General features: G+C 62.0%; 27 protein-coding genes. 12 read left to right on the top strand and 15 right to left on the bottom strand.

What is annotated here, in order from left to right:
• Positions 1 to 263 precede the first annotated feature (263 nt).
• From ATN37_RS07515 to ATN37_RS07500, 4 genes are all read left to right on the top strand, one after another.
• On the top strand, positions 264 to 1,889 hold the full coding sequence (locus ATN37_RS07515) for an NAD(P)/FAD-dependent oxidoreductase (protein ID WP_007726712.1): 1,626 nt from the start codon (positions 264 to 266) through the stop codon (positions 1,887 to 1,889).
• The gene (locus ATN37_RS07510) at positions 1,886 to 2,683 is read left to right on the top strand and encodes a mycofactocin-coupled SDR family oxidoreductase (RefSeq protein ID WP_007726713.1); all 798 of its coding nucleotides are present in this window, start codon (positions 1,886 to 1,888) and stop codon (positions 2,681 to 2,683) included. Before ATN37_RS07515 ends, ATN37_RS07510 begins: the two co-directional genes overlap by 4 nt.
• 4 nt (positions 2,684 to 2,687) lie before the next feature.
• Positions 2,688 to 3,518 carry a mycofactocin-coupled SDR family oxidoreductase gene (locus tag ATN37_RS07505; protein ID WP_042924153.1) on the top strand — a complete coding sequence of 277 codons (831 nt, stop codon included), beginning with the start codon at positions 2,688 to 2,690 and terminating at the stop codon, positions 3,516 to 3,518.
• A 99-nt stretch (positions 3,519 to 3,617) separates the two neighbouring features.
• Positions 3,618 to 3,920 carry a hypothetical protein gene (locus ATN37_RS07500; protein ID WP_042452216.1) on the top strand — a complete coding sequence of 101 codons (303 nt, stop codon included), beginning with the start codon at positions 3,618 to 3,620 and terminating at the stop codon, positions 3,918 to 3,920.
• Between the two features lie 186 nt (positions 3,921 to 4,106).
• Here ATN37_RS07500 and ATN37_RS07495 read toward each other — a convergent pair whose 3' ends face one another.
• A complete protein-coding gene (locus ATN37_RS07495; protein WP_081557515.1) occupies positions 4,107 to 5,540 on the bottom strand; it encodes an FAD-dependent oxidoreductase in 1,434 nt (477 codons plus the stop codon).
• Between the two features lie 423 nt (positions 5,541 to 5,963).
• On the opposite strand from ATN37_RS07495, the gene ATN37_RS32990 reads away from it, so the two are divergent.
• Both ATN37_RS32990 and ATN37_RS07485 read left to right on the top strand, forming a co-directional pair.
• Complete coding sequence (locus tag ATN37_RS32990) at positions 5,964 to 6,275, top strand: STAS domain-containing protein (protein ID WP_228232503.1); 312 nt, start codon at positions 5,964 to 5,966, stop codon at positions 6,273 to 6,275.
• Positions 6,276 to 6,595: 320 nt separating this feature from the next.
• Entirely contained in the window at positions 6,596 to 7,783 is a 1,188-nt protein-coding gene (locus ATN37_RS07485; RefSeq protein ID WP_064114263.1) for a DICT sensory domain-containing protein, read from the top strand.
• Between the two features lie 57 nt (positions 7,784 to 7,840).
• On the opposite strand, the gene ATN37_RS07480 is transcribed toward ATN37_RS07485, so the two are convergent.
• Both ATN37_RS07480 and ATN37_RS07475 read right to left on the bottom strand, forming a co-directional pair.
• Positions 7,841 to 8,083 carry a hypothetical protein gene (locus ATN37_RS07480; protein WP_065352072.1) on the bottom strand — a complete coding sequence of 81 codons (243 nt, stop codon included), beginning with the start codon at positions 8,081 to 8,083 and terminating at the stop codon, positions 7,841 to 7,843.
• A gap of 72 nt (positions 8,084 to 8,155) precedes the next feature.
• Positions 8,156 to 9,526: a cytochrome P450 gene (locus ATN37_RS07475; RefSeq protein WP_080726744.1), complete on the bottom strand. Its 1,371-nt coding sequence runs from the start codon at positions 9,524 to 9,526 to the stop codon at positions 8,156 to 8,158.
• A 91-nt stretch (positions 9,527 to 9,617) separates the two neighbouring features.
• On the opposite strand from ATN37_RS07475, the gene ATN37_RS07470 reads away from it, so the two are divergent.
• The gene (locus ATN37_RS07470) at positions 9,618 to 10,238 is read left to right on the top strand and encodes a TetR/AcrR family transcriptional regulator (RefSeq protein WP_218694959.1); all 621 of its coding nucleotides are present in this window, start codon (positions 9,618 to 9,620) and stop codon (positions 10,236 to 10,238) included.
• On the opposite strand, the gene ATN37_RS07465 is transcribed toward ATN37_RS07470, so the two are convergent.
• Positions 10,216 to 10,893 carry a uridine kinase gene (locus tag ATN37_RS07465; RefSeq protein ID WP_007726723.1) on the bottom strand — a complete coding sequence of 226 codons (678 nt, stop codon included), beginning with the start codon at positions 10,891 to 10,893 and terminating at the stop codon, positions 10,216 to 10,218. The two genes, ATN37_RS07470 and ATN37_RS07465, sit on opposite strands and share 23 nt — an antisense overlap.
• Complete coding sequence (locus ATN37_RS07460) at positions 10,890 to 11,324, bottom strand: nucleotidyltransferase domain-containing protein (RefSeq protein ID WP_037131485.1); 435 nt, start codon at positions 11,322 to 11,324, stop codon at positions 10,890 to 10,892. Before ATN37_RS07460 ends, ATN37_RS07465 begins: the two co-directional genes overlap by 4 nt.
• Positions 11,325 to 11,443: 119 nt before the next feature.
• Here ATN37_RS07460 and ATN37_RS07455 point away from each other — a divergent pair, with 119 nt between their 5' ends.
• Positions 11,444 to 11,929 carry a flavodoxin family protein gene (locus ATN37_RS07455; protein WP_003944338.1) on the top strand — a complete coding sequence of 162 codons (486 nt, stop codon included), beginning with the start codon at positions 11,444 to 11,446 and terminating at the stop codon, positions 11,927 to 11,929.
• Here ATN37_RS07455 and ATN37_RS07450 read toward each other — a convergent pair.
• From ATN37_RS07450 to ATN37_RS07440, 3 genes are all read right to left on the bottom strand, one after another.
• The gene (locus ATN37_RS07450; protein ID WP_003944366.1) at positions 11,902 to 12,147 is read right to left on the bottom strand and encodes a hypothetical protein; all 246 of its coding nucleotides are present in this window, start codon (positions 12,145 to 12,147) and stop codon (positions 11,902 to 11,904) included. The genes ATN37_RS07455 and ATN37_RS07450 overlap by 28 nt on opposite strands.
• Positions 12,147 to 12,533, bottom strand: a complete 387-nt coding sequence (locus tag ATN37_RS07445) for a nuclear transport factor 2 family protein (protein ID WP_003944423.1) — start codon at positions 12,531 to 12,533, stop codon at positions 12,147 to 12,149. The genes ATN37_RS07450 and ATN37_RS07445 overlap by 1 nt, the downstream gene beginning before the upstream one ends.
• 112 nt (positions 12,534 to 12,645) lie before the next feature.
• A complete protein-coding gene (locus ATN37_RS07440) occupies positions 12,646 to 13,146 on the bottom strand; it encodes a flavin reductase family protein (protein WP_007726733.1) in 501 nt (166 codons plus the stop codon).
• Between the two features lie 240 nt (positions 13,147 to 13,386).
• On the opposite strand from ATN37_RS07440, the gene ATN37_RS07435 reads away from it, so the two are divergent.
• A complete protein-coding gene (locus tag ATN37_RS07435; protein ID WP_081557518.1) occupies positions 13,387 to 14,088 on the top strand; it encodes a PadR family transcriptional regulator in 702 nt (233 codons plus the stop codon).
• Between the two features lies 1 nt (position 14,089).
• Here ATN37_RS07435 and ATN37_RS07430 read toward each other — a convergent pair whose 3' ends face one another.
• The 5 genes from ATN37_RS07430 to ATN37_RS07410 form a co-directional block, all read right to left on the bottom strand.
• Positions 14,090 to 14,872 carry an IclR family transcriptional regulator gene (locus ATN37_RS07430; RefSeq protein WP_007726735.1) on the bottom strand — a complete coding sequence of 261 codons (783 nt, stop codon included), beginning with the start codon at positions 14,870 to 14,872 and terminating at the stop codon, positions 14,090 to 14,092.
• 251 nt (positions 14,873 to 15,123) lie between these two features.
• The gene (gene bphC / locus ATN37_RS07425; protein WP_007726736.1) at positions 15,124 to 16,035 is read right to left on the bottom strand and encodes a biphenyl-2,3-diol 1,2-dioxygenase; all 912 of its coding nucleotides are present in this window, start codon (positions 16,033 to 16,035) and stop codon (positions 15,124 to 15,126) included.
• 39 nt (positions 16,036 to 16,074) lie between these two features.
• Positions 16,075 to 17,256, bottom strand: a complete 1,182-nt coding sequence (locus tag ATN37_RS07420) for an acyl-CoA dehydrogenase family protein (RefSeq protein WP_218694958.1) — start codon at positions 17,254 to 17,256, stop codon at positions 16,075 to 16,077.
• 51 nt (positions 17,257 to 17,307) lie between these two features.
• Positions 17,308 to 18,504 carry a Rieske 2Fe-2S domain-containing protein gene (locus ATN37_RS07415; protein WP_058038551.1) on the bottom strand — a complete coding sequence of 399 codons (1,197 nt, stop codon included), beginning with the start codon at positions 18,502 to 18,504 and terminating at the stop codon, positions 17,308 to 17,310.
• A gap of 126 nt (positions 18,505 to 18,630) precedes the next feature.
• Complete coding sequence (locus tag ATN37_RS07410; RefSeq protein ID WP_003944299.1) at positions 18,631 to 19,176, bottom strand: hypothetical protein; 546 nt, start codon at positions 19,174 to 19,176, stop codon at positions 18,631 to 18,633.
• A 222-nt stretch (positions 19,177 to 19,398) separates the two neighbouring features.
• Here ATN37_RS07410 and ATN37_RS07405 point away from each other — a divergent pair, with 222 nt between their 5' ends.
• Positions 19,399 to 20,973 carry an AMP-binding protein gene (locus ATN37_RS07405; RefSeq protein ID WP_039972740.1) on the top strand — a complete coding sequence of 525 codons (1,575 nt, stop codon included), beginning with the start codon at positions 19,399 to 19,401 and terminating at the stop codon, positions 20,971 to 20,973.
• 24 nt (positions 20,974 to 20,997) lie between these two features.
• Here the strand turns inward: ATN37_RS07405 and ATN37_RS07400 are convergent, their stop codons facing one another.
• Together ATN37_RS07400 and ATN37_RS07395 are read right to left on the bottom strand one after the other, a co-directional pair.
• On the bottom strand, positions 20,998 to 21,681 hold the full coding sequence (locus tag ATN37_RS07400) for a response regulator (RefSeq protein ID WP_003944308.1): 684 nt from the start codon (positions 21,679 to 21,681) through the stop codon (positions 20,998 to 21,000).
• The gene (locus tag ATN37_RS07395; protein ID WP_230359592.1) at positions 21,678 to 23,330 is read right to left on the bottom strand and encodes an ATP-binding protein; all 1,653 of its coding nucleotides are present in this window, start codon (positions 23,328 to 23,330) and stop codon (positions 21,678 to 21,680) included. Before ATN37_RS07395 ends, ATN37_RS07400 begins: the two co-directional genes overlap by 4 nt.
• Before the next feature lie 112 nt (positions 23,331 to 23,442).
• Here ATN37_RS07395 and ATN37_RS07390 point away from each other — a divergent pair, with 112 nt between their 5' ends.
• Positions 23,443 to 24,495 (top strand): tripartite tricarboxylate transporter substrate binding protein, encoded by a 1,053-nt coding sequence (locus tag ATN37_RS07390; RefSeq protein ID WP_058038573.1) that lies wholly within the window; start codon positions 23,443 to 23,445, stop codon positions 24,493 to 24,495.
• A gap of 93 nt (positions 24,496 to 24,588) precedes the next feature.
• Entirely contained in the window at positions 24,589 to 25,974 is a 1,386-nt protein-coding gene (locus ATN37_RS07385) for a CitMHS family transporter (protein ID WP_003944372.1), read from the top strand.
• Positions 25,975 to 25,979 lie beyond the last annotated feature (5 nt).

Raw genomic sequence — 25,979 nt, 5'->3', positions numbered from 1 at the left:
TGTGTTTCTGTGATGAGACAACTATGGCCCCGAAATCCCTTCGGGTCTGTCCACCTACGGGTCCGAGTGCTGGACGACATCGCTGTCCCCCGATCGGTGGACACAGCGCTCTCCGCCCACCCAGTGTCATGGGGTGGAGGCTTCGCCCACCCAGTGTCATGGGGTGGAGGCTTCGCCCACCCAGCGTCATGGGGTGGAGGCTCCGCCCACCCAGCGGGAGAACCTGTTCCTCTACCATTCAACCCACTCGTAGCGTGGCCACCATGACCGATCCTGACTTCTCCACCGCACCACTCGACGTCGTAGTCATCGGCGCCGGCGTCGCCGGCATGTACGCCATGCACCGACTTCGCGAGCAGGGGCTGCGTGTCCACGGCTTCGAGGCGGGCTCCGGAGTGGGCGGCACGTGGTACTTCAACCGCTACCCGGGCGCACGCTGCGATGTCGAGAGTTTCGACTACTCCTACTCGTTCTCCGAAGAGTTGCAACAGGATTGGGACTGGAGCGAGAAGTACGCCGCGCAGCCGGAGATCCTGTCCTACCTCGATCACGTCGCCGATCGCTTCGACCTACGCAGTGGGTTCACTTTCGATACCCGTGTCCTGAGCGCACAGTTCGACGAGGACTCGTCGACGTGGCGAGTGCACACCGACGGTGGTCATGACGTCACCTCGCGGTTCGTGGTGTGCGCCACGGGCAGCCTCTCGACCGCGAACGTTCCGAACATTGCAGGTCGCGAGACTTTCGGCGGTGAGGTCTTCCACACCGGCTTCTGGCCGCACGAGGGCGTCGATTTCACCGGCAAGCGAGTGGGAGTGATCGGCACCGGATCGTCGGGCATCCAGTCCGTTCCGTTGATCGCCGAGCAGGCCGATCACCTCTTCGTGTTCCAGCGGTCCGCGAATTACAGTGTGCCGGCGGGAAACACGCCTCTCGATGACAAACGACGCGCAGAGATCAAGGCCGACTACGCCGAGCGTCGAGCGCTGTCCAAGCGCAGTGGCGGTGGATCTCCGTTCGTTTCGGATCCTCGCAGCGCGCTCGAGGTGTCCGAGGCCGAGAGGAACGCGGCCTACGAGGAGCGGTGGAAGCTCGGCGGTGTTCTGTTCGCCAAAACCTTCGCAGACCAGACCAGCAACATCGACGCCAACGCGACGGCGGCCGCATTTGCCGAGGCCAAGATCAGATCGGTGGTCGAAGATCAGGCCATCGCCGACCTGCTGATCCCGAACGACCACCCCATCGGGACCAAGCGGATCGTGACGGACACCGACTACTACCAGAGCTACAACCGTGACAACGTGAGCCTGGTCGATCTCAAGAGCGCACCGATCGAGGCAATCGACGAGGCCGGGATCAAGACGACCGACTCGCACTACGAACTCGACGCATTGGTGTTCGCCACCGGCTTCGATGCGATGACCGGGGCACTCGATCGCATCGAGATCCGTGGCCGCAACGGCGAGACCTTGCGAGAGAACTGGCATGCGGGTCCGAGAACCTATCTTGGTTTGGGAGTTCACGGCTTCCCGAACTTGTTCATCGTCACCGGGCCGGGTAGCCCGAGTGTGCTGTCCAACATGATTCTCGCTGCCGAACAGCACGTCGACTGGATCGCCGACGCGATCAACCACCTCGATTCGGCGGGGATCGACACCATCGAGCCGAGTGCCGAAGCCGTGGACAACTGGCTCGAGGAGTGCTCACGCCGGGCGTCGGCAACATTGTTCCCATCCGCGAACTCCTGGTACATGGGAGCCAACATCCCGGGAAAGCCGAGGATATTCATGCCCTTCATCGGAGGCTTCGGTGTCTACTCCGACATCTGTGCAGACGTGGCAGCAGCGGGATACCGAGGCTTCGAACTGAACAGCGCGGTGCACGCATGAGCCGGCTGGAGGGCAAGCGGGTACTCGTGACGGGTGCTGCCGGAGGAATGGGACGCTCACACTGTGAGCGGCTCGCCGAGGAAGGCGCGTCCGTGATCGCGTTGGATGTCGAACAGGCACAATCGGGGTTGGCGGAAACCGCTCAGGCAGTGCGTGATCGAGGCGGTATCGCGGTCACCGGTGTGGCGGATATTCGGGACTTCGACGGTCTGGCCGCCGTCGTGGCCGAGTGCGTTACCGAACTCGGCGGGTTGGACGTCGTGGTCGCGAATGCAGGCGTCTACGACACGCCGGGACCGTCGTGGACCATCGATCCTGCAGTGTGGAACCGCTCGCTGGACGTCAATCTGACCGGCGCGTGGCACACCGTCAAGGCCTGCGTTCCGCACTTCGGCGACGGTGGATCCGTCGTTCTGGTCAGCTCGACAGCGGGAATCAAAGGTATTGCCGGAGCAAGTCATTACAGCGCAGCCAAGCATGCCGTGGTGGGCCTGGCCAGAACGCTGGCCAACGAGTTGGGGGCGCAGAGTATCCGCGTCAACTCCGTGCATCCGGGTTCGGTACGTACCCCGATGATCATCAACGAGCGAGTGTTCGCGAACCTGTGCCCGGACATCGAGAATCCCACCGAAGCAGACGCTGCTGCAGTGCTCAGCGCTCGCAACTTGCTGCCCGTTCCCTGGGTCGATCCGGTGGACGTCAGTAATGCGGTCCTGTTTCTCGCATCCGCGGAGTCCCGCTACATGACCGGCTGTCAGTTGGTTGTCGACGCCGGCCTGACCCAGAAAGTATGAATTGATGACTTCTCGATTGGAAGGCAAGATCGCGCTGATCACGGGTGCGGCACGAGGAATCGGGCGGGCTCAGGCCGTGCGTTTTGCCGAAGAGGGCGCGGACATCATCGCGGTCGACGTGTGCACTTCGGTGGAAACCACAGTCACGCCGCCCGCGACGGAGGCCGATCTCGATGAGACAGTGGCGCAGATCCGGGCGCTGGGGCGAAAGGTCGAATCTGCGGTAGTGGACGTTCGGGATCTCGAGGCACTACGCAGTGCCGTGGACTCGGCCGTCGGAATGCTCGGTGGTCTCGACATCGTCTGCGCTACAGCTGGTATCACGTCCTCCGACGGGGCCCTGACCATGTCGGAAACGATGTGGCAGACCATGCTGGACGTCAATCTGACCGGCGTGTGGCACACCACGACCGTCGCGGCTCCGCACTTGATCGCGCGGGGCGGGGGATCGATGACACTCACAAGCTCCATCGCCGGACTTCGGGGGCTGGTCGGAGTCGCGCACTACACCGCAGCCAAGCATGGAGTCGTTGGTCTGATGCGTTCGCTGGCAAAGGAACTGGCTCCGCACAACGTACGCGTCAATACGGTCCATCCCACCAACGTCGACACCCTCATGATTCAAAACCCGTTGGTGCGCGGCAAGTTCCGCCCCGATCTCGAGAACCCGACGCGCGAAGAATTTGCTGCCGCAGCGATGACGATGAACATGCTCGCCATTCCGTGGATCGAACCGGTGGACGTAGCGAACGCTGCTCTGTTCCTGTCTTCCGACGAGGCTCGCTACATCACGTCGGTCGCCCTGCCGGTGGATGCAGGAAGTTCGTCCCGCTGAGGTTTCGAACAGCTGAAATCTTGAACAGCTGAGGTTTTGACACGCTGAGTTCCGCCACGGTGTGTAGCGTCGGTTTCACCTAACCGAAAGGCGTACACCGTGGCGGAACGGCGCTATCTGGAAGTCACCGTCGGGATCAACATCGTGATGGTCCTCGACCACCGCACGGTGGAGGTCTTCGACCGCACCGCCGCGAGCACGAGCGAAGTGGCTCGTTGGCATGTCGAACACATTGCGGTGAAGGCGAAACCGTCGAAGTCGGGACTGAAACTCACCATCGGGAACAGGCTCGCCGACGACTCGATCGCGGTAGCGGGTCCACGGGCATCGCTGACTGTTCCGCCGGAGAACGAGGCAGCCGTCATCGCGTTCTTCGACGAGGTCAAGGCTGCTCGGGTGTGAATCGGCAGAAGACCTTCGGCGCGGATGATTCGGATTCTCTCGGCGAGCATGTCGTACGCTGCCACGATAGCGTCCCGGTACGAATCCCGGTTTCATCCGGCGCAGAGGATTCATCTGCGTGACGATCGACCACAACTGACCAGCCACGTAATCGTGCGTGGCTAGTCAGTCGAAAGGCCGGCGATATCAAGCTTTACGCGCGGCGGCATGGGCCCCGGCGACACGGCCGAATGCGAAGGCGTCGGCAATGTGGAATCCGCCGTCCTTCGCCGCGCTGTAGGTGGAACTGACCGCGCCCGCGGCGTAGAGGCCAGGAATCGGATTGCGGGCAGTATCGAGTACGCGGGAATGACCGTCGCGGCGCGGCCCACCGCTACTCCATCCCAGCAGTGGCGACCCGGAGACGGCGTAGAACGGAGCGGTGGCCACCGGGGCCAAAGTTTCGGGATTGCGGCCGAACGAATGGTCGATGCCGTCCGCGCACGCCTCGTTGTAGCGTCGCACGCTCGTTTCCACGACTGTTGGGTCCAGTCCGAGTTTCTCGGCGAGTTCGGCGAGCGTGTCCGCCTTTAGGATCCATCCCTTGTCGATCTCGGCTTGATTGTCCGAGCTCCACTCGTACCCTTCGTCGAGAACCCTGTGGCCGACGGGCAGTGCGTCGCGGCCGGGGCTCAGCTGTCCGGCCAACCTCATCGTCTCGTCGAAGACGACGTTCATCGGTTGCACCGGAAAGTGTTGGTAAGAACCCTCTCTGAACACATGACCATGCCGCATTTCGGCTGACTCGTCGGTGAAGCGTCTACCTTCCCGGCTGAGGAACACATAGTTGTGCGCGTTCCACAGTGCGAGGAAGAATCCAGTCGGATTTTCGAGGTCGCCGGGAATTCCCGTAATGGTCATCATGTTGTTCATGTGCCACAGATCGGCGCCCACGGCCTGTGCCATGCGGTGACCGTCGCCGGTTGCCGATGGTGAGCCCCAGATCTTCGGATTCTCCAGACGCAAGTAGTCGCGCACCATCGTCGGATTTGCTTCGAATCCTCCGGTGGCAAGGATGACGCCCCGGCGTGCCTGGATCTGCGAAGTCTTTTCACCCGAACGGATCTCGACTCCGGTCACCGCTCCGGATTCATCCGTCAGCAGTCCGGTGGCTTCGGTGTCGAATAGTGTTGTGACGCCGCGTTCAGCGAGAGCGGAGACGAGGAACCGGTAGAGAAGTTCATTGCCCATCTTCCCTTCGACGGTGTCCATCCCTGCGTAACAAGAACTTCCGTCAAGTTCGGCGAACTCTGCCGTGGAATGGAAATCGCCGGTCATCGCTACAGTTGCACCCAGACTGCGGATCCAGTCGGACAGTCCGTGAGTGTTCTCGGCCCAGGCATCGATGACGTCCTCGGCAACGGGGAACTCCCCGTTCAACGAACGCAGGAAGGTTCGGGCGGCAGCGGGGTCCTGGTTGACGAACCATCCACTGCCGGACAGTCGAGTGTTGCCGCCCGCGGAATCAGGTCCGCTCTTTTCCAGAATCACGACCGATGCGCCGTCGGCGTGCGCTTGGAGCGCTGCGGCCGATCCAGCAGCGCCCGATCCGATGACGAGTACGTCGACAATGTTATCCATGTCACAGAAGGTATTGCGGAATGGTGGTGCGGCGAACCCACCTTCCCGATGAGCGAGAAAGCCAGTGGTCGACGCCGCAGAGACGTCGCCCCGCAGGCACGTCGGGGGCCAGGCGAGGTAGCGGTTCAGTGCGTCGGGGGTGGCGCCAAAAGTGCGATATCGCGCTGTGACGTTTTCGAGACCCTAGCGTTATAGATGTGGTTGTGTCGGCGAAACCTGCCGGTGGCAGAGTTCGTCTGGAACGCAGTGACCGACACGGTTGGTTATCCGACGCACAGTGATTCATCGCTGATTCGGGCGGTGGGGCACGCCGAGTCCAGACAAGAGGCTTTCATGACTACGATCAACGAACGTTCTTCAGCTGCAAATGTTCTCGATCTCTTTGACAGCGCCGGCCGAGAAGGGCATCGGTACAGTATCGACGTGGAAAGCTACACCCCTTCGTATGCGGTACTGAGACTTGCCGGAGAATTGGACATGGGTCAGCGGGTGGAATTGGTGCACGCGCTCGACCGACTTCTCCTGGTCGGAACCGATATTCACGTCGATCTCTCCGGCGTGACCTTCATGTCGTCCGGAGTGGCGAATGCCGTTGTCGATGCTGCGGGGCGTGGCAACAACCGCATTCGCTTGTTTGCCCCGACGCGAGCGGTCTCCATGATCTTTCAGGCTCTCGGCGCCTCCGAACTCATTGCGGGCGATGCCACGTCGACTGCTGATGCTCTCGGTGCTTGAGCCGGAAACAACTCCCACGAACGATGTGAAGTGAGCAGTGCTCGATACGCGTTGACTTGGTTTCTGGTCTGATCTGCGTGTCGATGTGCACTTTGCGGCGCGGGGTCAGGTTGTCGTCACCGGGTTGCGCCGAGATTTGCGGTAGTCTCGTTCGGTGTCGAGCAGCCGGCGCTGCCATCGACGCGTCCGGCCGCATGAACGCTTGGTGGTCCCGACTCGTAGTGAAGAGCCACACCATGGCGTATGACACCAGCAACGGTTCGACATCGTCGAATTCTCCGATCACCCAGTTCTCCGATGTGATTGGTCTGGAAGTAAGCATGCAGTTCGCACCGATACGCCGCCTCGACGACCACGCACTTGCAGGCGCCGAGTTGCAATTGCGTGGGCCTGACAATTCCTCTCTGTGTTCGGCGCATGCCCTTCGTCGCGCCTCGCAATTGATGCAGCAACGCTCGGAATTCGACAGTCACAAACTGGCCATGTCCCGTACTGCACTCGCATGCACCGTCGCGGATCGCCTGCCGTTGCTGGTGGCAGTCGACTCGGCTTCCCGAGCAGCTCTGAACGCTCCTGGTATCGAAGGAGCGACGAGAAATCTGCAACGGATCGTCATCACGGTTGACAGCGCATCGGTGCTTACCGATCCCCACAACTCTCTGGCAGTGATCAGAGAAGCCCGCGCGGGCGGGCGTCTGATTGCACTCGACGGTGTCGGCATCGACAGGCACTCGGCGACACTTCTGTCTTTGGTCGAACCCGACATCATTATCACTTCCGCTGAATTGCTTTCCAAGGCGGCATATTTCGAAGTGGGAACGACGGTGCACGCGCTCGGCGCCTACGTCGAGCGATCGAACGCGATTATCCTTGCCGAGGGTGTCGACTCGGAATCGTCCCGTCTTGCCGCAATCACCATCGGAGCCACATACGGAACGGGTGAGTTGTATCCCGCAGTCGACGATCCGAGTTCACTGTTGTCCGAACCGGTCGTCGCGATGCCCGACAGTCCGGTGTGGAGTGATCCCATCCCCGAGGTGGGCACTCCCTACTCGATCGTGTCTGCTCACAGCCGGATCCGGCGCGGTACCAAGCGTCTGTTGATCCAACTGAGCAAGTCCCTCGAAGCGCAAGCCGCCACATCGGGTTCCTCGATGCTTGTTCTGGGCACCTTTCAACAAGCCGAGCATTTCACCGCATCCACAACAGCACGGTGGCGTCACCTCGCCGACACCGTAGGGTTTGCCGGTGTCTACGGTGTCGGACTGTCCGTGATGCTCGACGGTAAAGTTCAACACGCGCCGCTCGACCCGGGTGATGATCTCGTCAACGAGTGGACGGTCGTCACTCTGGGACCGCACCATGCGGCGATGCTGTCGGCGCGAGATCTTCATGACAACGGTCCAGATCTCGAGCGGACCTTCGACTTCGTGCAAACCTACGATCGCACCGCCGTCACCCAGGCAGCGCACTCTATTCTTCGTCGTTACCCCACGACGAATTCGTGAAACCGGTGCCGAGGTTCTCGACGTTCGCCGCGAGCGCTGCCCGACCGGCGATCGTGGCTAAGGATTGGCCGGGCGCCGCGCAGCACGTCTCTTTGCTGCAGAGTTGAGTAGATACCTTTCGGCGACCGTGTAGTCCGTGACGGTTGCGCCATCCGGTGCTGTGGTGTGGGTGAGCAGTTCGAGATAGCGGCGACGGAAGACATGGGCGTCGGATTCTGCGAGTAGGAACTCCGCCGCTGAGACGACCTCTGGTTTCGGAGCAGCGCGTGCATGCCGGTTTCGGGCGGGCCGAGTGCTCATGTTTTCCTCTGGATTTCGAAAGCGTCTGTGCCGGTAGTCATGTGCGAGTTGATCCTGACGTCTGTTCGGTCGCTACCGGTCATGAGAAGTCGTGAGTGGTTTCAGATCGATCGGCTGTCCGTCGGAGGGGAACGGCAAGGACATGTAGTTGAGAGGGGCGGTGTAGCCGGGCGCGACCTGCCAATCGAAGCGTGTGAGCAGGTGGTGCATGATCGCTTTGATTTCGACGCCGGCGAAGTGCATGCCGAGGCATTTGTGCACGCCTCCACCGAACGGTTCCCAGGCATACCGGTGCACCTTGTCTTCACGTCGGTGGTCCGCGAAACGTTCGGGATCGAAATGTTCGGGGTCGGGCCAGTACTGCGGCATGTGGTGAGTGAAATGTGGCACCACTGACACGTAGGTCCCAGCGGGTACGAAGTGGTCCTGTATCTGGGTGTCACACACCGCTCGGCGAGCCATGACCGGCACGGGAGCGACGAGTCGGAGGCATTCTTTCATCACCAGGTCCAAGCCTGCGAGTTGGTCGAGTTCGGCATAGCTCGGCGTCGACGTACTCAGTGCGAGTGATTCCGCCCGACATCTGTTCTGCCACTGAGGATTCTGGCCGAGATATTGCATCATTGTCGAGATGGTGATGGTGGAGGTGTCATGTGCGGCCATCAGCAGGAAGATCATGTGATCGATCACCTCGCCGTCGCTGAAGCGCTGTCCGGTGTCTGATTCGATGTGACAGAGAACGGAAAACAGGTCGTCGGTTTCGCGTGAACGGCGCGCAGGTAGGTAGCGGCGGAAGAAGTTTTCGAGGGTTCGGCGCCCGTCGAGGCCGCGCTTCCATCTGGTGCCGGGAACTCGATAACGGATCACCGAGGTTGCAGCTTGCACGCAATCGACGAAAGCTTTTTTCACAGAGTCGATTTCGCTTTCAGTGGTCCCTTCCGCGCCGCCCATGAAGATGTCGGTCGCGAGGTTGAGTGTGAGAGCTTTGAGAGCGGTGTAGGCGCGGAAGCCATCGGACGGAGTCCAGGCGTCGAGCGCGGAGGCGATCGCGGGATTCAGCACGTCCACGGTCTTTTCGAGACGCGATCTCGTGAAGGCTTGTTGCATGATGCGTCGTTGTCGTAGGTGCTCTTCGGAGTCGAGAAGCATCAGACCCCCGTGAAAGAAGGGACCGATGAGCACTGACCACCCGTCGCTGTTGACAAAAGCGCGGTCCTTGTTCTGGAGAACTTCTTGGCATGCGTCGGGCCCGAGGGCTGCGACCCATCGTCTACCGGCCATCGAGAACCACGAGACTTCGCCGTAACGATCCCAGCGTTTTTGCATCAGAGCGAGAGGGTCGCGGATGTATTCGAAAGTTTGCCCTATTCCGGGTAGTCCCGAGTTGCCTGAGATGGGACGCAACTGCGACCGGATGGGTGGAGCGGCCAGGATTTTCGACATCACGTACCTGCCTTCCGTTTGCATCTGACAGTGGCGCCTGTCAGATGGGGGTAGTCTGCGTCACAGTCGCGTCGTCTGTCAAGATCGACTCATGGCTTCTCCCACACCCCGTCGATATGCCGGTCTGAGTGGTGAGCAGCGGGCCGCGCTTCGGCGTGAAAGCTTGCTCGCAGCAGGACTGGACGTGTTTGCGGCCGCGGGCAGGCAGGGTGCCACCATGACCGCCATCTGTGCGCATGCCAAGCTGACAGAGCGATATTTCTACGAGAGTTTCGCCAGCAGGGACGAACTCCTCCAGCAGGTTTTCGACGGAATCGTCGACGAGGTGCGCGTGGCCGGAATGGCTGCACTCCGAACGACCGAGGGGACACGGGAGGAGCGCGTGCGGAGCGCCATTGCTTCGTTCGTCAACATCCTGACGGACGATCCTCGAAAAGGGCGTGTCGCGATGGTCGAGTCGGTGGCTTACGAGCCGCTGCGCACTCACCGGCGGGGAGCGCTGCGTGGGTTCGCGCAGATGGTGGCCGACGAGGCTGCGCTCTTGTACGGCGATCGAGCTTGGCCTCCCCATCAGGGTGAGATCAACGGATTACTGTTCGTGGGCGGCCTGTCCGAATTGGTGACGGCCTGGCTCAACGGCGAAATCGACATCACGCCCGCTGAGATCGTGGATGCCGCAACCTTCCAATTCACATCCACAGCGCACCGATGAAACGCGGGGCCGGCGATGCGGACTGCCAACTCCAGTGGGCGGCATGTGTCGTGATTCGAGGCAGTTTCGGGTCTGAATTGTCGATGACACTGTCCGCGCGGGTCCAGGGCTCTGCAGCCGCGAAGTACAGACGTTGGCCGCCGACATAACGGTTCATCGACGGGTGTTCCGGATCCGCGTTCGTTCCGTCGCGAAGGTTCATTCGCTCGGCGGTGATCTCGAAGGGCACGTCGAGAAAGATCGAATAGTCCCATCGGGAAGCAAGTTCGTCCCGATGCAGAAAGAGTCCCTCGACGAGGACTACGGCTCCGTCGGCTGCATGCAAGTACGCGTCGCTGTCCCGTCGTGGTCGGTACTCGCGGTTACCTCCCGGTCTCAGAGGGGCGAGAACATGACGCTCGAGGGCGTCGTAGTCGTAGCTGTCGAGCCAGAAGCCTTCCGGTGACAGCCGACCTCTGCGATGGCGAATCTCCGGCGGATTGAGGAAGTCGTCGACGTGAATCACAATGGCGGGGCGTTCATTCAGCTGTGCTGCAAGACTTTTCGTGAATGTCGTCTTGCCGCTCCCGTCGACGCCGTCGATCGCGACGACGGGAGAGCCGCGCAGCGCGTTTATTTCGGCGGCCAAGGTCTCGAAGACCGTCTTGGTGCTCATCGAGCAGTTCTTCCCGCGCTCGTAGCGACGCGAAGAGGCCCGGTGTCGTACAGGATTCGGTGGCCGTCTTCGAGGACGCGTCGAGTGCCCGCGTCGAGCGGAAGGTCGGCCCAGCTCTCGCTCGCGAAATTCAGTTCGACGAGAAGACCGGACCGTAGGCGGAAGCGTCGTTCTCGGACTGGTCCCCAGTTGGCGGCTCTGATGAATCGCGCGTCGGGGCGGAGCCGGTCGAACCAGTCTTCATTTGCGAGCGCGTTCGCGTCGTCGGCCAGGATCATCAGATCAAGATCACTCGCCATACGCTCCGCGCCGCGCGCGTAGGACCCGACCAGCGCTACAGCTTTGACGTCATCGTGCTCAGCGGCCCATCGTTCGACGTCGACGAGCAGCGCGTTCACCGCACGTCTTCGCCCCTTCAATCGTGCTGACATACCGGCATCATTCCCCATCGCCACCCTTCTCCGTAGCTTCGCCGGGGCCTCTATCCTGGAACTGTCAGTGACAAACCAGGCGGAGGGATGCGTATGTCCAAAATGAGAGAACTCAGCCGATGAAAGCAATCATCGTGTGTACCTCTGTCTCCCATGGCAATACGAAGCTGATCGCCGACGTCATCGGAGAAGTTCTCGATGCTCGCGTGGTCGAGCCCGGTGACATCGACGCCGCGCAGCTCGCCGACTACGACCTCGTGGGGTTCGGCTCCGGCATCTACCTACGCTCGTACCACGCAGATTTACGCTCGTTCGTCGAGGCACTCCCCGAAGAACGGCGATCCAAGGCTTTTGTCTTCGCCACCAGTGGTTTTCCTGACAAGGGGATTCATCGCTTCTCGCGTCCACTGGTTCAGTTGCTCGAACAGAAGGGCTTCGATGTGGTCGCAGCCTTCTCGTCCCGTGCGTGGGATACCTATCTCCCGTTCAAGCCGTTCGGCGGTATCCGGAAGGGGCGGCCGAACGCCGACGACCTGGAATCGGCGCGCATGTTCGCCGAAATGCTACGCGGAAGCGTTCAGGACAGCTTGCCCGGCACCGGGTAGCTGCGCAGGCTCATCTCCAGCTCACCGGCGTCGGCAAGGTCGTTGATCGTCTGGCGCAGAGCGCCACACGTCCGTTGAGCGTTGGCACGGCTGTTCACGCGACCCAACTCCGGGCACACTTCCTGCGACTCTTCGAGCCATTGGACGCTGGTGTGCGCTTCGCTGTACTTCTCGACGAGGACGCGATTTCCGCAGTTGCGGCAACTGACCTGACGCATCAGCGTGCAATCAGATCGGCCGGTGACCAGAAGGCGCGCATGCTCGTGATCTTGGCGTCCTCGTCGAAAGTCATGACGTCGATCGGTTCGACCTCGTAGACCTGATCGCCCACCGGTGTGACGACGCGGAAGTGGAAGGCCGCGCTGGATCCGCTCACCCGCAAGGTAAGCAGTTCTGTCTCTTGCGAACCGCCCTCGAGAGCGCCGTAGAACTCGGTGATCGCGGCCTTGCCGACGCGGGGTTCGCTGCCGACCGGGTCTTCGAGCGTCGCGTTCTCGGCGTAGAGGGCGGCGATGTCCGCTGACGATCCGCGAGCCACGGCGTCGAGGTAGGTGGTAACCGTCGCCGTGATCGCGGCCGTGGTGTCTGGTTCGAGAGTGGTCATCGAGTTAGTCCGATCAGTCGAGAAGTTCAGGGTCTGACAACTACTTCGGACGCTATCGGTGCGGGCTCGATTCGGCGCCGGCATCTCCCACGCAGCGGGACAGCCTGAGCACTCAGGCGTCGAAGCGTCCGAACCCGCCGCGGTAGAACAGAAGCGGACCGTCGTGGCGCAGCACATTCAGATCGGTGATGCGCGCGACGACGATGGTGTGATCACCGGCGTCGTGCTCCTGCTCGACCGTTGCTTCGATGCGGGCGAGCGCGCCGCTCAGCGCCGGAGCACCGTTGCCGGCGGCATCCCACTCGACGCCGAGGAACTTGTCCGTCCCGCCGCGCGCGAACGCCGAACACATGTCCTGCTGATCGTGGGCGAGAACATTGATGCAGAGAGTTCCCGTTTCGCGAAGCTTCGGCCAACTTGTCGACGTCTTCGCCGGGCAGAACGAGAGCAACGGGGGATCAAGCGATACCGAGACCAGGGACTGGCAGGTGAAACCGAGGGGTGAATTTCCGTCGTGAGCGGTGATGACGGTGACGCCGGTGCAGAAATTGCTCATCACGTTGCGAAGTGTGCGTCCGTCCAGAACTGGTGGCTCGGCGTTTTCCACGGTCATGTCGTCTCCTTGTTCAAATCTTTTGTTCAAAACTCTGCAAACAGCTTCAGAAGCAACGATGTGTGGCGCCGCGGCCGTAATCCAGCGGCAGTCCCACTCAATGGCAGCAATGGCTTCTCGGCACGGGTCAGGACCGACCGAGTGGCAGGTGGAGGGGTTTCGAGCAAATTTGATCCCGCTCAGCGGTCCGTTCGGATTCTACGAAACCAGCAAATGACCAGTGATTGTTAGACTTCGGGCATGTCCGAACCTGATGACGTGTCCCGAGGACTTCCCGCTACCAGCTGGGCAGTGCTCGGGATGCTGACGTTCGGGGAGGAGCTGACCGGAAACGATTTGAAGAAGTGGGCTGACTGGAGTGTCGGCTTCTTCTATTGGAGCCCGTCCATCAGCCAGGTGTACGCAGAACTGAAGAAGCTCGAAAGCATCGGGTTCGTGGAGTCCCGGGTCGTCTCCGAACCAGGGGTGCGAGGCAAGCGCCTTTACTCCATTACTCAGTCAGGAACCGACGCCGTCCGGACGTGGTCACGGGAGGCACCGGTGGAAGTTCCGGTGCTCAAGCACGGTGTGATGTTGCGTCTGTGGATGGGACACCTCAACGAGCCCGAGCGACTGAAGGCGCTGGTGGAAGCCCACATCGCCAATGTCGAAGAGCAGATTCGACGCGCGAAACTCCACGCAGATCATGCCGAGAACGAGCCGGCCTGGTCGTTCCCGGTCATGACGTTGCGATGGTCGGAACGGTACTTCCGAGCCGAGATCGAACTTGCTCGCGAACTGCTCGACGACATCGATCGTGCGACCGCCGAGTTCGCGAACGTCGCCGAGCACGACCGACTGGGATCACCGTTGCCCTCGACGCCTGGCAGATGGAAGAACGTCGAGGAGTACGTGTTGGCGCTCGAGCAAGCCGGGCTCACCGGCAACGGTTCGAGTATCTGAGTCAGGCCCCGGCTGCGGTCGGCATGTTGCGCAGCAAATGACGACGTTGCAAAGTCGGAGTGACGCTCAGCGATCCGCCGTCGATGCCTCGCCAAATGGCAGCGGCCGCCATACGGACCGGCGCTGCGCTGACGTGGTCGAGGCGGAGGGCCTTCGACGGCGCGCAGATGGATACCGCGGCGACGGCGCGGCCGATGGGGCCGATCGGTGCCGCAAGACAGCTGAATCCCGGTAGGCCGTTTCCGGATTCGAAGGCCACCCCGGACTCGCGGATTCTGGCGAGGTGGGGCAGTGCGTAGCCCGAGGACTTCGGCGAACCGAACGCGAGCAGTGCCTGACCGATCGCAGTGGTCTCGGCGCGGCGTCGACCACCGACACGCGTCGGCACTGCGGCGGCGAGGCGTCCGCCGATCTTCTCCATGTAGACCACATCGGGCCCGTCGAGGATGCCGAGGTGAACCACGAATCCGGTGACTCGGTAGAGCTCATGGAGAAGGGGCATGGCTGCAGCGTGGAGGCGGTCCTGATGAACCGCGAGCGATCCCAGTTCGACGAGGCGCATACCGAGTTCGTAGTCACGGCCGTCGCGACGCAGCCAACGCATCGAGACGAGACGTTCGAGCATGCGGTGGGCAGACGAGCGGGGAAGGCCTGTGCTCCGAACGACTTGAGCGAGCGTCAACCTGCCGGGACCGTCGAAGGCGTCGAGAACCAGCGAGACGCGATCGAGAATTGCTGTCGGGGCCGAATCGGCGCCTAAAGCATCCACAGCCTGCAGTGTCATCGTGTACCTCACTTCTCTTAGAGCTCCACAACCAGTGAACTGGCTATTTCAATTAGAAATAGTGTCATAGAGTTACGGATTTGTGAAGTGGATCACCGGTCTGTTTTCGGGCGCGTCGCGGTGGAAACGACGAGGGGGTTTGCGCGAATGCTCGCGCAAACCCCCTCGTCGTTTAACTACTGGCAGGTATTACATCGCCACCGGCAGGTATTACATCGCCACCGGCAGGTATTGATCGCCACCGGCGGGTACTACATAGCTGCCAGTGGTTCGCTTCCGGACCAGTCGTGGCCCCAGTAGCTGTCAGCGGTGATCTCCTCGGAGGAGTACGAGTCCTGATCCACCCTCGCGCCCTCGGTGCCGAACTCGATGTCCCAGCCGCCGGGTGCGCGGACGTAGAAGGAGATCATCTTGTCGTTGGTGTGACGACCCAGGGTCGACGACACGGAGAATCCGTCCTTCATCACGCGGTCGAGTGCCTGGCCGACGGCGTCGAGGGTGTCCACCTCGACCATGATGTGAATCAGGCCGGGTGCGCCGCCGTGCGGTGCCGGGCACAGGGCCAAGCTGTGGTGACGCTCGTTGACGCCCATGAAACGGATTCGCAGCGGCCCGAATTCAGGCGGGGCCGGCAGGCGGAAGGCGCCGCGCGGGTAGAAGCCGAGCACCTCGGTGTAGAAGTCGAAGCTCGCAGCACTGTCCATGACGGGGAGTACGACGTGGCCGAGACCCTGTGAGCCGGTGACGAATCGAGCGCCGAAGGGCGTCACCACGGGGCTGTGGTCGAGGATCGCTCCGTGGAAGACCTCGATGGCTGCTCCGCCGGGATCGGTGAAGGCGATGACCTCTTCGACCCGTCGAGCATCTGCTTCGGCGAGCGAAAGCTGCTCGACCTCGGTGCCGTTCTTTTCGAGTGCTTCTTGAACGCGGCGCAGTGCGGCGTGGTCGGCGACCTCCCAACCGATGTTGACGATCTCGTCGCGCTCACCCTCGACGACGACGATGCGAGCAGCACGCTCGTCGAGTCGTAGGTAGAGCGCGTTCTCGTCCGGCCCACTGCCCTTGGCGAAGCCGAGAACGTCGAAAGCGAAAGTGCGCCAACGTGCCATGTCGTTGGTCGAGATCTTGACGTAGCCAAGTCCCTTGATGTCAGTGCGTGTCATCGTGTCTTTTTCCTGTCGATTTCTTGTGTCGAAGTCTGATCAGATCATCGCCCGCAGCGGACCCTGCGGGTCTGCGCCGAGACGGCTCAGTGATGCGGCGTGGAAAACGGTGCTCGGCACGTGAATTGCGTGATGCTGTCCAGCATGAGCATCGCGCCAGAATCGCTGAAGCGGCTTGTCCATCCGCAATGCGTTGCCACCGCAGCGTGGGTAGACCTGATCGATTGCGTTGACGGCGCGCCAGGCGGCCTGTACCTGAGTCTGACGTCCCTCCGCGCGCTGCTCGAAGGTCACTTCCTTGCCAGCGTCCACTCGATCCCACATGCGGTCGACGTTGGCAAGCAGGGTGTCGCGCGCAGCCCGGATGTCGGCGGTTGCCTGACCGATGGCGAACAAGGTGTACGGGTCGTCCTTGATCGCCGTGCCCTGCGCGTTGATGCGATCGGCTTGGTACTCGTTGGCGTGGAAGAGCATTCCCTCGCAGATGCCGATCGTGGCGGCGGTGATTCCGAGGGGGAAAATGTTCGACCACGGCATGAGGTACAGCGTCTCGGTGCGCCCGTACTTGCGCACTGCCGTGCCGTCGATGACCTCGTCGCAGTCCATGACGCGGTAATCGGGGACATACGCATCCTTGACTACGAGATCCTTGGAGCCGGTGCCGCGAAGTCCCATGACATCCCACGAGTCTTCGATGATCTCGTAGTCGGTGCGCGGAATGATCACATGGAGCATGCGCGGCGGCATCTCCATGTTGCCGTCCTTGTCGCACGCCATCGCGCCGAGGAATGCCCAGTCGCAATGGTCGGTACCGGAGGAGAACTGCCAGCGGCCGGAGAACTTGTAGCCGCCGTCGGTGGGGATACACATTCCGCCGGGCATGTACGGCGATGCCATCCAGGTGTCGGCATCGGATCCCCAGATCTCCTGCTGCACCTTGGGATCCGCGAACGCGAGTTGCCACGGGTGAACTCCGACGATCCCGTGGACCCAGCCGGCCGACGGGTTCAGTGAAGCCATGCGCATGACGGTTTCGGCGAATTCGCGCGGATGCGCCTCCATGCCGCCATGCTCCTTGGGCTGCAGCATGCGGATGGAACCGATTGCCTTCATCTTCTTGGCGGTGTCGTCGGCCACCCGGCCGATCCGCTCGGCCTCGATGCCTTCGGCGAAGATGTCGTCGGCCATCGCGTTGATCTGTTCGAGCACTTCGTACGTCATGTTGTTCCTTGCATCCAGTCTGGTTGTCTCAGCAGTGTTTTCGACTGCGGATCAGGAGGTTGTCTCGAGTGCCTGGGCGTCGCGTGCGGCAACGTTTTCGGCGACTTCCCGCTTCCAGCTCTCCACTGCGCGGGTGGTGTCGATCTCGAATTCGAAGCGCTTCGTCATGTCTTCCGTGACATTCTCGACGTCGGTGTAGAACTGGTTGTACCAGCGACGCAACTGGTAAACCGGGCCGTCCTCCTCGGAGAGCAGGGGGTTGTCGATCGGAGCTTTGTTCTTCCAGATCTCCACGTCCTGAAGGAATCCCATCTCGACGCCCTCGGTGAACTGCGCGGCCATCGCGGCAGTGGACTCGTCGTCCATACCGGGTAGCTTCTTGACCATCGCGCCGTACTGCAGGACGAACGCATTGTTCGAGATCGGGTAGTGGCAGTTGATCAGGACGGTCTCGATGATCTGCCCGTTGGCTTCGCTCTTGATCCAGTCGATCATGTACGACGGTCCGAAATATGAAGCATCCGAACGGAGCACAGCGTTGGGATCGCCGTAGTTGGTGCCGCTGATGACGTCCTCACGTCCCACCGATTCCATGTACTGGCTCGCGACATGACCTTCGAAGATGTTCTTGAAGTACTTGGGGAACGAGTAGTGAACGTAGAAGAAGTGGGCCATGTCCACGACGTTGTCTACGATCTCGCGGCAATGAGAGCCTTCGATGGTGAGCGTGTTCCAGCTCCAGGCGCTCCACTCATCGCTTCCGAAGCCCTCGATGTCGGGGATCGTGACCTCGGCGGGCGGGGGATTTCCCTGGGGATCGTGCCAGACGAACAGCTGACCGTTCTTCTCGAGAGTGATCCATGCCCGCGTCTTGGCCAGCGGCGGAACGCGTCGTGCGTAGGGGATCGCCGTACATTTTCCGTTACCGCCCCAACGCCAGTCGTGGAACGGGCAGGCGATCGAATCGCCCTTGACGGTTCCGTGAGCAAGGTTGCCACCCATGTGGCGGCAGTATGCGTCGAGAATCTTGATGTCGCCCTTGCTGTCGGCGAAGACGACAAGGCTGGTGCCGAATGCCTCGATCTGGTGGGGCTGACCGTCGCGATAGGTATTGCTCAGTCCGAGGCAGTGCCATCCACGTGCGAACCGTGCGGGAGGCGCTGCCGCTTCGATTTCTCGAATTTCCTCGCCGGCGCCCGTCTGCGTCGGGGTGTCCGTAGTGGTGAGTGGGCCGGTTCCGAGTGCCATGTCTTCCTCCGAGCCGCGTCTTGCGACGCTCCAGTGATGTGATCCGTCTCATACAACGACGAAGCGTCCGCTGGAGATACGGCAGTTCCCGCTGGATGGAACGCCTACTCGGTGACCTGCAGAGATTCAGCTCGCGAGTGTCGCCACATCGTCGATCGCGTAAGTCGCCCAGGCCCGGGCAGTGACCACCCCAGCGGGATCGGTGGCGACCAGAGCTACGTCGGCCACGCTCTCGTGGTCCTTCTCGTACGTCGCGAGCACTGTCACGGAGCAGTGCAGATCTGTTCCCGTGGAAGTCGCGGTGCAACGTCCGCGGAAGCGTCGTAGTGACGCCGAGCCGTAACGACGAGCAGCGAAATCAGCAAGGGCGGCAACGGAATCGGTTCCGGTGCCCGCTGTCGGGGCTTCCCGGACGAAGACCTCGGCCACCAGATGGCCGGTCTGGTCGTGGTATTCGGTGATCCGCTCGAGTGTCGAACTCAACGCCCTCACGGATCCGGTGAGCAGTGCGCCGGGATCGGGGCGTCCGAAGAACACGACGTCCTGCTCGACGACGGCCCCGTCGGGTGCCGAGCGCACGGTGCCGTACAACGAGTCGAAATCGGAGAGGAGCGTGGTGGCAGTACGCGGAGCAGTTGCCGTGAAGTGGGCGGTACCGAGGTTGGTAGTCATGACACTCTCCGTTGGACGCGACCGAGACGCTGTCGTCTCGGTGGGTACATCGACGCTAACCACCGCTCTCGCGGGTGACGACGGGCTTCCCGCTGATCGGGAGCATTCTCGGATTCGATCGAAGAGGTGGAACCTGTTCCAGTTTTGTGCAATTCTGGATATCGTATCCGTGACCGGGAGCACATCTCGATGACTGCACGCGCCGAGCAGAAGGAAGACCAGATGACAGACGAGTTCGCTGACCTGCACCGACCGGTATACGGTCCGGACCTGCTCATCACCGCTCTGGAACGCAATCACGACAAGCCCGCGCTGTACCTCGGCGACGTGATCCTCACCGGCGGTCAGATGCGCGATCAGATCAGCTGCTTCGCCCAGGCGCTCGCGTCTTTGGGAATCACTCAGGGCACCAGCACCGCGATGCTGTCGAAGAATCGCCCCGAGGTTCTGATCAGTATGGGCGCGACCATGATCACCGGCTGCCGGGCGAGCGCCTTGAACCCGATGGGATCGCTCGACGACCACAAGTACATCGTCGACGACGCCGAGATCGAGACGCTGATCTTCGATCCCAATGCCTTCGAAGAGCGTGCCGCCGAGTTGAAGGCGTCGTCACCCTCGTTGACCAACGTGCTCTCGATGGGGCCGTCCGAGGTGGGAATCGACATCCTCGCGCTGGCTGCCACGTTCGAGCCCGCGCCGCTGAAGGCAGCGCACGTCGACGCCGAAGACGCCAGCAGCATGGTGTACACCGGTGGAACGACCGGCAAGCCCAAAGGTGTTGTCGGATCCTTCCGTTCGGGTGCTGCGCTCAATCAGATCCAGATGTCGGAGTGGCAGTGGCCCGAGGACAATCGCTTCCTCATCTGCACGCCACTCTCACACGCAGGTGCAGCGTTCTTCATCCCGACCTTGCTGCGCGGCGGTGCGTTGATCGTCCTGCCTGCCTTCGAGCCAGGTGCTGTGCTCGAAGCGATCGAGAAGCACAAGATCACGGCAACCATGTTGGTGCCCACCATGATCTACATGCTCATGGACCACCCCGATCTGCCCAAGCGGGACGTCTCGAGTTTGCAGACGCTGTTTTACGGAGCGTCCGCGATGTCTCCCGCCAGACTGCAGGAGGGCATCAAGAAGTTCGGTCAGATCTTCTTCCAGTTCTACGGTCAGACCGAGTGCGGCATGACTATCTCGGTGCTGCGCAAGGAAGAACACCTCGCCGACGATCCGGCCCGCCTCGCCACGTGTGGGCGTCCGGTGCCGTGGCTCGACGTCCGGTTGCTCGACGACGACCTCAACGAGGTGCCGCAGGGAGAACTCGGTGAGATCTGCGTCCGTGGCCCGCTGATCATGAAGGGCTACTGGAAGAAGCCGGCCGAAACCGCCGAGGCGTTCCGGGGTGGTTGGCTGCACACCGGCGACATCGCGCGCAAGGACAAGGACGGGTTCATGTCCATCGTCGATCGCAAGAAGGACATGATCGTGACCGGTGGTTTCAACGTGTTCCCCCGCGAAATCGAAGACGTGATCTCGGCGCATCCGTCCGTCGCGTCGGTGGCGGTAGTCGGTGTGCCGGACGACAAGTGGGGCGAAGCCGTCAAGGCCTGTGTCGTACTTCGTGCCGGACTGACCGTCGACACCGAGGAACTGGTCGACAAGGTGAAGGCAGCCAAGGGTTCGGTTCACGCTCCCAAGAGCATCGACTTCGTGGAATCACTCCCGCTGACACCGCTGGGCAAGCTGGACAAGAAGGCGCTGCGCGCGCGGTACTGGGAGACCAGCGCCCGCGCGGTCTAGGAACCAGCGTCGTGTAGCGAAGGGTCAGCGTTTCCAGACGTAACGACGTTCCGGGCGGCCCACCACTCCGTATTTCAGCGAAGTGGTGGACCGCCCGGTTTCGTAGAGGTATTCGAGGTAGCGCCTCGCGCTCGCGCGTGAGATGCCGACCCTCTCGGAAATATCTGTGGCCGAGGCGGGTTCGGTTTCGTCTCGTAGTGCTGCCTCGACCAGCTGAAGGGTCTCAGGACTGAGTCCTTTCGGTAGACCCTTGAGGGACGACGCCGTTGTCGCGCCACCTGCCACGCCGAAAGCCTCGTCCACCGCCTCCTGTTCTGCTTCGCCGGAGCTGTCGAGATTCGCATATGTCGATCGGTAACGCTCGAGACGCTCACGGAGAACCTCGAACGTGAAGGGCTTCATCAGGTAATGCACGACGCCGCTGCGCAGCGCTTTCTTGACCGAGCCGGCCTCGCGCTCACTAGTGATGACAAGAACATCCAGCTCCGGTGCCAGCTCGCGAAACGGGGCGATCAGATCGAGTCCGGTGGTGCCGGGCAGGTGGACGTCGAGAAGCACCAGGTCGGGTTGCAACTCACCGACTGCGGCCAGCGCGGTCTCGGCCGAATGGGCAACGCCGCACACTTCGAAACCGTCTATCCGTGAGACGAATCCGCTGTGCACCTTCGCCACCATGAAGTCGTCGTCGACCACCAGTACCCGGATCATGCGCCCTCTCCGTCGTGTAGGACTGCGCTGAAGACAGTCCACTCGATGTCCTCTGCCGAACGAGTGCTCACGGTGACGTCGCCGCCCCGCCGACGACACGTCAGGCGCACCAGCGCCAAACCGAAACCGTGTCCGTCACTCGATTGTCCCTTGGTGCTCCAACCCTGGCCGAACACCCTGTCGCGATTCTCCGGCGCGATACCGGGGCCGGCGTCCTCGACCCGCACTTCGACCGCGGTGCCGCGGCCCCGAATCGACAACCGAACCTTGCGGCGCGCGGCTTCCGGCATCTCACCGACGGCGTCGACGGCATTGTCGACGAGGTTTCCGACCACTGTCACGAGATCTCGTCCGAGTCTGCGGTCCACCGGTTCCAGATGCGTGTCCGCCGCCAGCTCGACCGTGACCAACCCCTGTGCAGCAGCACCTATCTTGGCGATCACGAGTGCGGCGGTGCCGACGTCGGCGATCTTCTCGGTCACGGTCGCGCTGACCTGCGCGCGCTCCATGGTCAGACCCTCGACGTAGCCGACCACCTCGTCATACTCGCCGAGCTGGATGAGGCCGGAGATGGTGTGCAGTTGATTGTCGAACTCGTGGATGTGGGCGCGTAGTGCGTCGGTGCTGGTTTTGGTCACGTCGAGTTCTTCTTCCACGGAGCGCAATTCGGTGCGGTCGCGGAAAGTGGTGACCGACCCGATGGTGCGGCCTTTCGATTCGATCAAGACGGTGTTGAGGACGAGCAGGCGATCGCCGACAAGAACCAACTGATCGGATTCGGTTGTGCCGGAGGTCAGTACACTCTGGAGGCGGTCGTCGAGACCGAGGTCCCGCACCGATCTACCGGCGCTGCCGCGTGGGATGTCGAGGAGTTGGTGGGCACTGTCGCTCATCAGCACCACCTTTCCCTGCGCGTCGAATGCGATGACGCCTTCCTTGAGACCGCGCAGCATTGCTTCACGTTGGCGAACCAGGTCCAGGATCTCGCCGGCTTCCATGCCGAGGGTTTGCCGTTTTACCCTGCGGGCCAACAGGATCGACCCGACGCCGCCGAGAAGGGATGCCACCGCGAGGTATACCAGGAGATTCGGTGCAGACTGCAGCAGCCGTGTCCAGATCGAGGGGTACTCGATGCCGACGATCGCGGTTCCGGTAATCGCTCCTTCGCTGCCGAGAATCGGAACGTGCGCCTCCACGGCCTTGCCGGAGGGCGTGTCGACCAAACCCGTCCACGACCGATCCTCCGTCTGACGTGCGTCGATGCCGACATCACCGGGACGCGTCGAAATGACGACACTGCCGTCGGCGTCGGCAAGCGAGACGTAGGTGACGCCCGAGATGGCGCGTACCGAGTCGACCGAACCTTGTAGTCCGGAGCGGAGACGGGTCTGCGCCTGGGGGAGTAGCTCGCGTACTGCCGGATTGGCTGCGAGCGATTCCGCTGCCGAGAGTGCGCGACGTCCCTCCTCGCGTTGGAAACTCGCGGACGACTGTGCGAGGGAGAGGGCGGTGACGCACACGAGAACTGCAACGACGATCAGAAGTTGCAGTTCGAGAAGTTGTGTCGCCAGAGTGTGCCGGCGGCGAAACAGTCGGGCAAACAGAGACGACTTGCTCTCTCGCTCCGCCTGCTCGTTTCCTGAGGACACCAGCCAGACCCTAGCCTTCAGTTCGATGCCGGGAAAGTGGCCGTTCGTGAGCACAATGAGCACAAATCAATTTGCTTTCCCAATGGTGACCCCAGTCACAAAGTGCGTCAGTATGAAACCTGTTCACACATCGGTACCGGCAGACAAGGACGAAGCCATGAGCACATCGAAGCGGCTGAGCAGGCATATCGCCCTGCTCGGTGCCTGCGCGATGACTCTCGTGCTCTCGACCGGATGCACTCCGGTCGAGTCCTTCTTCGCCGGTGGCCGAGCGGGTGAGAGTTCCGAAGAACTGCGCGTACTGGTGCCCTCGGTGGCCGGTGGTGGTTACGACCTGACCGCCCGGACCATGGTGCAAGCACTGGCCGACGAAGGGACCGTCGACGCCGACGTCGTTGTGCTGCCCGGATCGGGCGGCATCGTCGGACTCAACCGGTTGGCTCTCGAAAGCGGGAATCCCGACCTACTCATGGTCATGGGGCTCGGAGTTCTCGGTTCGCTCGAGATACTGCCGTCCGAGCACACACTTGCCGACGTGACACCGATTGCGAGACTCGTCGAAGAACCGGAAGCGCTACTGGTTCCAGCAGATTCACCGTACAAAACTCTCGCCGATCTGACGCAGGCCTGGGTGGCGGATCCGTCGTCGATCTCGATCGGCGGTGGTTCGAGTGAAGGTGGACCGGACGGGTTGTTCCGCCTTCTGTTCGCACGGGCGGTCGGCGTCGATCCGTCGCGCTCCCCGTACCGCATCTACGACGGCGGCGGCGAACTGCTTCCCGCACTGCTCACGAGGCAGGTCGACGTAGCCGCCACCGGTATCGGTGAATACCTCGATCAGATTGCGGCAGGCACGGTTCGGGTCCTTGCGGTCAGTTCGCCGGCCCGTACCCCGGCGGTGGATGCGCCCACGATGGCGGAGTCTGGCGTCGACGTCACGTTCACCAATTGGCGGGGTCTCATGGCGCCGCCGGGCCTGACGGACGATCAGCGTCAGCACTTGCAGAATTTGGTGCGGGATCTGGCGGCAAGCCCGCGCTGGAACGAGCTGTCTCGCCGAAACGGTTGGAACAGTGCAGTTCTCACCGAACCCGAGTTCTCCGCATTCCTCACCGATCAATCCCGGTTCGTCGACGCAACACTCGATCCGCCCGGCATCAACTGAGCACTACCGAAGTTTCGTTTCACCTCCACGAAGGTCACCGGCTCGATTTGCCGTGCCGTTTTTCTCGGCAATTCAGCACTAAAGGAGTTCATCATGCTCGTCACACTCGGCTTCCTCATGGTTGCGGTGTTCATGTTCCTGATTCTCACCAAACGCGCGACCCCGGTGGTGGGACTGACTCTGGTTCCGGTGGCCTTCGGACTACTTGCCGGGGCCGGCCTCGGAATCGGCGACATGATCACCGACGGCATCAAGTCGCTCGCACCCACCGCGGCGCTGTTGTTCTTCGCGATCATCTTCTTCGGAATCATGATCGACGTCGGCCTCTTCGATCCGCTGGTCAAGCTCATCCTGCGGATGGTGCGAGACGATCCGATGAGGCTCGTGGTCGGAACCGCAGTGCTCGCGATGGTGGTCTCGCTGGACGGAGACGGTTCGACGACCTTCATCATCGTGACCTCGGCGCTGCTTCCGCTCTACCTCAAACTCGGTGTCAGTCCCGTCGTTCTGACGGTGATCGCCGGCCTGTCCAACGCGACGATGAACATCATTCCGTGGGGCGGCCCGACCGTCCGGGCCGCGAGCGCGCTGGGACTCTCACCCTCCGACGTGTTCGTGCCGATGGTGCCGTCGTTGATCGTCGGCCTGATCATGGTGCTCGGATTCGCGATTCACCTCGGGATCATGGAGCGCCGCAGGATCGGGACTTTGGTCCTGACTTCTGAGCGCATCCTCGAAAAGGTCGGAAACGGTGGAAGTTCCAGCACCGGTAGCGCCGGCACCGGCGGCTCGAACGACTCCGAGGACGACGGCGGCGACACCGGACGATTCATCGACGGCCTCGACCCCAAGCGGGACACCTTGCGGCCGAAATTGCTCTGGTTCAACGCTGCGCTGACGACGATCCTTCTCGTCGTACTCGTGATGGACATCCTGCCCATCCCGGTGCTGTTCATGATCGCGTCGTCGATCGCCCTCGCGGTGAACTTCCCGGCGGTCAAGGATCAGGGTGAAGCAATCGCACGCCATTCGTCGAGCATCGTCTCGGTGGTCGCGATGGTGCTGGCAGCAGCGGTGCTGACCGGCGTTTTCCAGGGAACCGGCATGGTCGAGGCGATGGCAGAGTGGCTGCTTCAGGTCATCCCCGACGCGATGGGCCCGCACCTCGCCGTCATCACGGGCGTCCTGAGTATCCCGCTCACGTTCTTCATGACCAACGACGCGTTCTACTTCGGTGTGCTGCCGGTGCTGTCCGAGACTGCAGCGCAGTACGGCATCGAGCCGGTGGAGATGGCGCGCGCCTCGATCACCGGGCAGGCCGTGCACATGCAGAGCCCGCTGGTCCCGGCGATCCTGCTACTGGTCACACTCGCCGGTGTTTCTCTGGCGGATCACCACAAGAAGGTTCTGTGGCGAGCGGGCCTGATCTCGATCACGATGCTCGTGGTCGGCGTCGGATTGGGGCAGATCCCCTTCTGAGCGCG

Origin of the sequence: Rhodococcus sp. MH15 (assembly GCF_019266045.1) — a bacterium.
Classification (GTDB): domain Bacteria; phylum Actinomycetota; class Actinomycetes; order Mycobacteriales; family Mycobacteriaceae; genus Rhodococcus_F; species Rhodococcus_F qingshengii.
Note: the sequence above shows the minus strand (reverse complement) of the source record. Positions and strands in the feature narration are given on the sequence as shown.